The sequence below is a fragment of the Nocardiopsis chromatogenes YIM 90109 genome (assembly GCF_000341185.1).
Taxonomy (GTDB): domain Bacteria; phylum Actinomycetota; class Actinomycetes; order Streptosporangiales; family Streptosporangiaceae; genus Nocardiopsis_A; species Nocardiopsis_A chromatogenes.
In genome coordinates, this window is sequence record NZ_ANBH01000114.1 from 21,899 (window position 1) to 29,944 (window position 8,046).

Sequence of the window (8,046 nt, forward strand, 5' to 3'; positions counted from 1 at the left end):
ATACCGCGTCGATGCTGTGGCGATGGCGACATCAGGACGCCCCGGTGGACCAGGGCCCCTAGGATGGGGTGCATGACTGCGACGAATCGCCGCCGTGTCCTGCTCGCCAACCCCCGCGGCTACTGCGCCGGGGTGGACCGCGCTGTCGTCACGGTCGAAAAGGCCCTTGAGCAGTACGGTGCGCCGATCTACGTGCGCAAGCAGATCGTGCACAACACCCACGTGGTGAGCACGCTGGAGAAGCGCGGCGCCGTCTTCGTGGAGGAGACCGACGAGGTCCCCGAGGGCGCCATCGTCGTCTTCTCCGCCCACGGCGTCTCCCCCATGGTCCACGAGGAGGCCGAGAAGCGCAGCCTCAAGACCATCGACGCCACCTGCCCCCTGGTGACCAAGGTGCACAAGGAGGCCAAGCGCTTCGCGTCGCAGGACCGCGACATCATCCTCATCGGCCACATCGGCCATGAGGAGGTCGAGGGGACCAGCGGCGAGGCGCCCGAGCACATCCAGATCGTGGAGAGCCCCGACCAGGTCGACCAGGTCGAGGTGCGCGACCCCGACAACGTCTCCTGGCTCTCGCAGACCACCCTCTCGGTGGACGAGACCAATCAGACCGTCGACGCGCTGCGCGGGAAGTTCCCGAACCTGCTCGACCCGCCGAGCGACGACATCTGCTACGCCACCTCCAACCGGCAGGACGCCGTGAAGTCGATGGCGCCCGAGTGCGACCTGGTGATCGTGGTCGGCTCGGACAACTCCTCCAACTCGGTGCGCCTGGTGGAGGTCGCCCTGGAGGCCGGTGCCTCCGCCGCCCACCTGATCGACAACGCCTCCCTGATGGAGGAGGCGTGGCTGGAGGGCGTCGACACGGTCGGCGTCACCAGCGGCGCGTCGGTCCCCGACATCCTGGTGCGCGAGCTGCTGGACAAGCTCTCCGGCCACGGGTTCGACACCGTGGATACGGTCCAGACCGCCGAGGAGAGCCTCACGTTCTCCCTGCCCAAGGAGCTGCGGCGCGACCTGCGCGCCGAGACCGTCTGAGCCGGCGGCGCCCAGAAGGCCTGAGCACGTGTAAGGGGCCGCCCTCCTGAGGGCGGCCCCTTACACGTGTTACGCGTGTCGTCGGCTCCGTGCCCTGCGGCGCCCGGCCGGCCGCATCGCTACTCGCCGATGCGGCCGCTTCCCCGGCCGCCTCAGCGCTCGCCTTCGGGCCCGTTCCTGAACGCGTCCTCGGCCGCGGCGGTGGGGTCCTGGGCGACGTCCTGCACGGTCTCCCCAGCGCTCTGGGCCTGGTCCGTGTACTCCTGCGCCTGCTCGCCCACGCCTGCGGCGGCGTCCTGCGCCTGTTCGGTCACGCCTCCCGCAGCGTCCTGGGCCTGCTCGCCCACGCCTCCGGCGGCGTCCTGCGCCTGTTCGGCGTAGCCCTGCGCCTCCTCGGCGTACTGCTGGCCCTGTTCCTCCGCCGTCCCCTGCAGGGTGTCGACCGCTTCCTGGGCGGTGTCTCCGAAGAGGCCCTTCAGCCAGTCGAGAATGCCGTCCATCATGGTGTCCGCTCCGTGGCGGGCGCCGTGCGCCCCTAGGGGTGTGACTGTCGCTGCGCCCCTACCCACCTGATGTAAGCGCGGCGTGAAGGACGGTCGGCGCCCCGGGCACCGCGGTCGGTACGGGCGTCAGCGCTCCTGGAGCGACGCGGCGAGCCGCTCCAGCTCCTCCTCGCCGGCGCTGCCGCTGACGACCAGGAACTCCCCGTCCTCGCCCTCGTGCACCAGGGCCCGGTCCCCCTCGGAGTCGGCGGCGCGGCGCTCCCATTCGAGGCCGCCCGCGTCGACGGTGCCCCCGGCCTCGCCGGCCGCGGCCGCCCCGGCCGCCTCCCCGTCCCCGGTGATCAGGTACTCGGCGTGCATGTCCGAGGGGGTGGCGAACCCGACCGTCCACGAGGCGGCGCCGTCGGCGCTCATGTTCGTGCTCGTCGGCACCCACCCCTCCGGCAGGCCCTCGGGGGCGTACACCGGGAAGTCGGCCTCGCGCTCCATCGCCTGGGCGTGCGGCGCGTAGTCGACGCTGGGGATGTGCTCGACGGTGTGCCAATTGACCACCATCGCCATGAGGAGCAGGATCCCGACGATGATGGCCATGGCCAGCACCATGGGGCCCATGGCGGCCTGGGAGCGGTTGTACGTACTCATGATGCTTCCAGCTTGCCGCACCCCGGCCGGTGGCCCGCACCGGGTCCGGTGTGGCCCGCGCCCCTCTTCGGACGCGCCGCCGCCCAACCGTGCCGGTGCTCAGTCCTCGGCGTCGCGGCCCGCGGCGCCGCGCCGCGGGCGCAGGTCGGACAGGAGCTCGGTGACGTCGTCGGCCAAGCGCCGGGCGTCCTCGTCGGTGCGGTGCACCACCTCCGACACCGCGAGCAGCATCGCACCGCTGACGACCATGAGCAGCGCCTCGTCCACCGGCTCGTCCGCCTTGCGGAACAGGGCCACGTTGCGGTCGGTCCACTCGCGCAGCCGCACCCGAAGCTGGGAGTCGAAGCCGGGCGGGCCGTCGCCGCTGAAGAACAGCCGGGTGGTCTCCCGCTCCTCGATGCAGCCGTCGAGGTAGGCGCGGGCGGCCGCGTACATCAGGCGCGTGGGGTCGGTCTCCCCCGCAGCGCGCGCCCGGGCCACCGCGGTGTGCGTGCGCTCCTGCTGGCGCTGCTGGAACTCCTCGTACAGGGCGAGGAAGAGGTCGGCCTTGCCGCCGAAGTGGTGGTAGAGGCTGCCGACGCTCGCGCCCGCCTGCTGCACGACCTCGCTCACACCGGCCTTGGAGAAGCCGACAGTGTGGAACACGTGCGCCGCGGCCTCCAGTAAGGCGCTCCGCGTCGCCGCACCGCGTGCAGAGCCGCGCTCCGCCCTGCGTTCGGTTTCGGCCTTGTCGACTGTCACGTCCGTGTCCCGTCCCTATTCGTCGCCCGCCTCAGGATGAGGCTACGCCAGTTCAATAGAGTTGATCCAAGCCCGCGTGCGCGGGCCCCTTCTTCACCAGCTCACGCCCCTTTTGAGAGGCCACCCATGACCGAGTCCACGCCGCCCGCGCCCAACGGCGACACCGCCCCCGACCGCAACCTGGCCCTGGAACTGGTCCGGGTCACCGAGGCGGCGGCGCTGGCCGCCGCGCGGTGGGTCGGCCGGGGCGACAAGAACGGCGCCGACGGCGTGGCCGTGCACGGGATGCGCCACCTGATCAGCACCGTGTCCATGAAGGGCACCGTGGTGATCGGCGAGGGCGAGAAGGACAACGCCCCCATGCTCTACAACGGCGAGCGGGTCGGCGACGGCAGCGGGGCCGAGTGCGACGTCGCGGTCGACCCGATCGACGGCACCCGGCTGACGGCGATGGGCATGCCCAACGCGATCTCGGTGATCGCGGTGAGCCCGCGCGGGTCCATGTTCGACCCGTCGGCCGTGTTCTACATGGAGAAGCTGGCCGCGGGCCCCGAGGCGGCGAACGTGGTGGACATCACCGCGCCGGTGGCCGAGAACATCCGGGCCGTCGCGCGCGCGAAGGGCGGCGCCCCGCAGGACGTCACCGTCGTCATCCTCGACCGGCCCCGCCACGAGGGCCTGGTCCGGGAGGTCCGCGAGGCCGGGGCGCGCATCAAGTTCATCACCGACGGCGACGTGGCCGGCGCCATCATGGCGGCCCGCCCCGGGACCGGCGCCGACCTGCTGCTCGGCATCGGCGGCACCCCGGAGGGCATCATCACCGCCTGCGCGATGAAGTGCCTGGCCGGCACCATCCAGGGGCGGCTGTGGCCCAAGGACGAGGAGGAGCGGCGCGCCGCCCTGGACGCCGGGCACGACCCGGACCGGGTGCTGACCACCGACGACCTGGTCTCCTCCGACGACGTGTTCTTCGCGGCCACGGGCATCACCGACGGCGAGCTGGTGGGCGGTGTGCGCTACGAGGCCGGGGGCGCCATGACGGACTCGCTGGTGATGCGGGGGCGCAGCGGGACCGTGCGGCAGGTGCACAGCGAGCACCGCATCTCCAAGCTCACCACCTACAGCGGGGTGGACTTCGCCTCGGCGACGCCCTGACGCGCACCTGCGGCTTCCTCCCGGTGGCCGGGCCCGGCCGGTCTCGGCCACCAGAGGCGAACGTCCCCGCCGCCCGGACGATCGGACCTGTGCGCATTGGTACGGTCTTACAGGCAAAAGCGCACTCCGGAGGTCCGATGTCCTACCCCGATCCCCCCGGCGGCCCGCAGTGGCAGCCGTCGGGGCCGCAGCCCTCTGGGCCCCAGATGCCCGGCGCCGCAGGGCCGCCCCCGATGGGGCCCGGGTATCCGCCCCAGGGAATGGCGCAGGGCCCGCCGCAGGGCCCGCCTCCGGGAGGGGCCCCGCGCCGCAGCCGCGTGTGGATGATCCCCGTGGCGGCAGGGCTCGGCGTGCTCCTCATGGGGTCCGGGGTGTGGGCCGCCAACACCGTGGTCACGCGCCTGTTCGGCGGGCCGCAGCCGGACACCGTGCTTCCGGGCGACGCCGCCGCCTACTTCCAGCTCGACCTGAAGCCGTCGGGGGCCCAGCTCGCCGACTACGCGAGCTTCGCGGGCAAGCTGCCCGACTCGGTCAAGGACGAGCTCGGTGACGACGAGGACCCGGCCGCCGCCGTCTTCGACGAGATCCTCGAGTCGAGCGACAGCGACCTCAACTACGAGGACGACATCCAGCCGTGGGTCGGCAAGCGGTTCGGCGCGGCCATGATGGCGAACGGGGACGGCGATGAGGGGCCCGCCTTCGAGGCGGTCGTCGCGATCGCGGTCACCGACGAGGGCGCGGCCGACGAGGTCGTGGACGAGCTCGCCGAGGACTTCTCCGGCGGCGACAGCGGCGCGGGCGAGGTGCGGGACGGCTTCATGTTCCTCGCCGAGTCCACCGCGACCCTCGACAGCGTCGAGCGGGATGTCGACGAAGAGGGGGCGCTGGCCGACAACGAGACCTACGCCTCCGACATGGCGGGCGTGTCCGACGACAGCCTGGCCGCCATGTGGTACGACCTGGGCGCCACCTCCGACCTGATCCAGGAGGGGCTGGCCGGGTCGACCTACGGCAGCGACCCGTTCGGCACCGACTACGACGAATACGGCGACTACGGGGACTACGGCTCGGGCGGCGGCTCCTTCGAGGACCTGAAGTTCGACGGCCGCATCGCCGCCGCCGTCTCCATCGATGCCGACTACGCCGAGCTGCGCGCGGACGTGGTCGACTTCCAGATGGGCGACTTCTCGATGGCGGACTACACCACCGGACAGACCGGGCTGTCCGAGATGGCCGAGCTGCCCGACGACACGATGATCGCCATCGGCGGCAGCGGCCTGGACGAGCTGTCCGAGCAGTCGTGGAACGACATGGCCGCGATCATGCCGGAGGAGTTCGACGAGGCCGAGTCGGCCATGCAGGAGATGGGCGTCTCCGTGCCCGACGGCTTCACCGACCTGCTCGGCACGCAGACGGCGCTGGGCCTGAGCGACCTGGACAGCGGCCTGGACGACCCGTTCGAGGGCTTCGACAGCGGCTCGATGCAGTACAGGGCCTCGGGGGCGGACGCCGGGCTGATCGAGGACCTGGTGGAGGAGGCCTCGCAGGGCTCCTACTCCTCCCCGCCCGGGGTGAACTCCGACGGGGACACGGTCGTGGTGTCCTCCGGGGCGACCGGCCAGGGGCGCCTGGGCGACGACCCGGTGTACAAGCGGGTCATGCAGAACAACGAGAACGCCGTGTTCGGCATGTACATGGACCTGCGCCCGTTCGCCGAGTCCGAGGGCGAGTCCGACGCCGACCAGTGGGGGGCGGTCGGGTACGCCTCGGCCCTCGACGGCGAGCGGGCCACCACCAACGTGCGGTGGGCGCCCAGCGGGGAGTGACCGCCCCTTACGGGAGTGCGCCGGAGGCCGCGCCGGGGAGCCGTGACTCCCCGGCGCGGCCTCTTCCGTTCGCATCCCGTGGGCCCCGTGGGGCACTTGGGCGCTGGGGTAGGGAATTTCCGCCCGGCCAGGCCAGTGCGGTCGCTACGGCGCTGGGGTGGCCCTCCCTTGCATCAACTGCTCTTCATCAGCGCCCGACCGGCGCCCTGCCTGTCAGGGGGCCGGTCGGGGCGCATTCGGCCACCCGTCCACGGCCGCCGCGACCGCCGAAGGTTCCACCGTTCCAGCGCACGCCATCGCCTCGTGTGCCCCGGCACTGCCGCCCGTCGGTCGACCGGTCGGTCGGTCAGCCCGTCAGTCGATCAGCCGCCGCCGCATCTGGAACACCGCCAGGCCCCAGGCGACCGCCACGAAGGCGGCCAGGGCGGCCCAGTGGAGCGCGGCCGTGCCCGCGTCGATGCCGAACGCGGCCCCGCGGACCAGCTCCACGCAGTGGTAGAGCGGGTTGGCCTTGGAGATCCACTGCGCCCAGCCGGGCAGCTCGTCCAGCGGGAAGAAGGTGCCCGCCACCAGGAAGATCGGGGTGATCAGCCCCGAGATGACGTAGTCGATGGTCTTGATCGAGGGCACGAGGGCGGACATCCAGATGCCCATCAGGGCGAATCCGAAGCCGGTGACCAGCGCGATCAGGGGGACCACGACCATGCCCGAGGCGGGGGGCAGCCCGAAGCCGACGGCCACCAGCAGCGGGGCGCAGCCGTACACGCCGGCGCGCAGGGCGATCCAGGCGGCCTCGCCGGTCACCAGCTCCCGCACGTCGACGGGCGCGGCCAGCATGCCGTCGTAAGTGTGCTGGAAGACGCGGCGCACGTAGGTGTCGATCAGGCCGGGGTAGATGGAGGTGAACAGGACCGAGGTGGCGACGATGCCGGTGCCGATGAAGTCCAGGTACCGGTACCCGGCGACGACCCCGACCAGGGAGCCCAGGCCGAAGCCGAACGCGAGCAGGAAGATGACCGGCTCCACGACGGCGGCGAAGGTGGTCGGCTTCCAGCTGCGGCGGTACAGGGCCCACTCGCGGGTGAGGACGCCCTTGACGGGCGCCAGCTCGAAGCGGCCGGGCGGGCCCGTGCGGGCGTCGACGGCGGCGCGGGGGGCCTCCGGGCGCTCCGCGGTCTCCTGCACGCTCATTCGACACGCTCCCCCGTCAGGCTCACGAACACGTCCTCCAGGTTGCTGGGGCGCACGTCGCCCCGGCCCAGTTCGCCGCGGAGGGCCTCGGTGATCTCCTCGGCGCGCAGGACGGCCAGGGCGGCACCGGTGCGGCGGGTGGGAAGCCCGGCGGCCTGCGCGCGGCGCTCCAGCTCCTCGTGGCCGTCGGTTCCGGCGGGGAACTCCTCCACGGTCTTGCCCGCGTACTCGGCGATGAGGTCGGCGGGGACGCCGCGGCGGACCACGCGGCCCTTGGCCATGAGGGCGACCTCGTCGGAGAGGCGCTCGGCCTCCTCGATGTAGTGCGTGGACATCAGGACGGTGACGCCCTCGTCCCGCAGGGAGGAGACCAGGCTCCACAGCTCCTGGCGGACCTGCGGGTCCAGGCCGACCGTGGGCTCGTCGAGGAGGACCAGGCGGGGCCGGTGGACCAGGCCGCGGGCGATGAGCAGCCGGCGCCGCATGCCGCCGGAGAGCCTGTCGGCCCGGGTGTCGCGGCGGTCCTCCAGGTGGGCGATGCGCAGCGCGCGCTCCACCGCTTCGGTGCGCTCGGCCTTGGGGACGCGGTACAGGTGGGCGAACACCAGGAGGTTCTCGGCGGTGGTCAGCTCCTCGTCGAGGTTGTCGTGCTGGGGCACCACGCCCATGAGGGCACGCGCGCGCTTGGACTCGCGGGGGACGGAGTGGCCCAGGATGGTGATCTCCCCGTCGTCCGCGCGGGTCTGGGCGGTGAGCATGCGCATGGTCGTTGATTTTCCGGCCCCGTTCGGGCCGAGGAGCCCGAGGACGATCCCCGACGGGACTTCAAGGTCGAGCCCGTCGACGGCGCGGATGGCGCCATAGGACTTGACCACCCCGCGAAGGGTGAGGGCGGGGGGTTCACCTCGTGATGATGACGGCATTGGTAGTCAGAGGCGCGGTGCCCAAAG

8 protein-coding genes are annotated in these 8,046 nt (G+C 72.2%); 3 read left to right on the forward strand and 5 right to left on the reverse strand.

Going from position 1 to position 8,046, the window contains the following annotated elements; all coding sequences use genetic code 11:
- Positions 1–72: 72 nt before the first annotated feature.
- Positions 73–1,038 carry a 4-hydroxy-3-methylbut-2-enyl diphosphate reductase gene (locus D476_RS0111555; protein WP_017624110.1) on the forward strand — a complete coding sequence of 322 codons (966 nt, stop codon included), beginning with the start codon at positions 73–75 and terminating at the stop codon, positions 1,036–1,038.
- A 152-nt stretch (positions 1,039–1,190) separates the two neighbouring features.
- On the opposite strand, the gene D476_RS0111560 is transcribed toward D476_RS0111555, so the two are convergent.
- From D476_RS0111560 to D476_RS0111570, 3 genes are all read right to left on the reverse strand, one after another.
- Positions 1,191–1,541 (reverse strand): hypothetical protein, encoded by a 351-nt coding sequence (locus tag D476_RS0111560; protein ID WP_017624111.1) that lies wholly within the window; start codon positions 1,539–1,541, stop codon positions 1,191–1,193.
- A 126-nt stretch (positions 1,542–1,667) separates the two neighbouring features.
- Positions 1,668–2,183: a DUF4245 domain-containing protein gene (locus tag D476_RS0111565; protein ID WP_017624112.1), complete on the reverse strand. Its 516-nt coding sequence runs from the start codon at positions 2,181–2,183 to the stop codon at positions 1,668–1,670.
- Between the two features lie 99 nt (positions 2,184–2,282).
- On the reverse strand, positions 2,283–2,924 hold the full coding sequence (locus D476_RS0111570; RefSeq protein WP_026123427.1) for a TetR/AcrR family transcriptional regulator: 642 nt from the start codon (positions 2,922–2,924) through the stop codon (positions 2,283–2,285).
- Between the two features lie 126 nt (positions 2,925–3,050).
- Here D476_RS0111570 and glpX point away from each other — a divergent pair, with 126 nt between their 5' ends.
- Positions 3,051–4,079, forward strand: coding sequence for a class II fructose-bisphosphatase (gene glpX / locus D476_RS0111575; RefSeq protein ID WP_017624114.1), 1,029 nt, complete (start codon positions 3,051–3,053; stop codon positions 4,077–4,079).
- A gap of 323 nt (positions 4,080–4,402) precedes the next feature.
- Positions 4,403–5,905: a hypothetical protein gene (locus tag D476_RS37920; protein WP_040726088.1), complete on the forward strand. Its 1,503-nt coding sequence runs from the start codon at positions 4,403–4,405 to the stop codon at positions 5,903–5,905.
- Between the two features lie 354 nt (positions 5,906–6,259).
- Here the strand turns inward: D476_RS37920 and D476_RS0111585 are convergent, their stop codons facing one another.
- Both D476_RS0111585 and D476_RS0111590 read right to left on the reverse strand, forming a co-directional pair.
- On the reverse strand, positions 6,260–7,096 hold the full coding sequence (locus D476_RS0111585; RefSeq protein ID WP_017624116.1) for an ABC transporter permease: 837 nt from the start codon (positions 7,094–7,096) through the stop codon (positions 6,260–6,262).
- The gene (locus tag D476_RS0111590) at positions 7,093–7,971 is read right to left on the reverse strand and encodes an ABC transporter ATP-binding protein (RefSeq protein ID WP_026123428.1); all 879 of its coding nucleotides are present in this window, start codon (positions 7,969–7,971) and stop codon (positions 7,093–7,095) included. The genes D476_RS0111585 and D476_RS0111590 overlap by 4 nt, the downstream gene beginning before the upstream one ends.
- Between the last annotated feature and the right edge of the window lie 75 nt (positions 7,972–8,046).

Coding starts and splice junctions, on each gene's coding strand:
- D476_RS0111565 (WP_017624112.1), bottom strand. CDS start 2,183: ATGAGTACGTACAACCGCTCCCAGGCCGCCATGGGCCCCATGGTGCTG.
- D476_RS0111560 (WP_017624111.1), bottom strand. CDS start 1,541: ATGATGGACGGCATTCTCGACTGGCTGAAGGGCCTCTTCGGAGACACC.
- D476_RS0111555 (WP_017624110.1), top strand. CDS start 73: ATGACTGCGACGAATCGCCGCCGTGTCCTGCTCGCCAACCCCCGCGGC.
- D476_RS0111585 (WP_017624116.1), bottom strand. CDS start 7,096: ATGAGCGTGCAGGAGACCGCGGAGCGCCCGGAGGCCCCCCGCGCCGCC.
- D476_RS37920 (WP_040726088.1), top strand. CDS start 4,403: ATGATCCCCGTGGCGGCAGGGCTCGGCGTGCTCCTCATGGGGTCCGGG.
- glpX (WP_017624114.1), top strand. CDS start 3,051: ATGACCGAGTCCACGCCGCCCGCGCCCAACGGCGACACCGCCCCCGAC.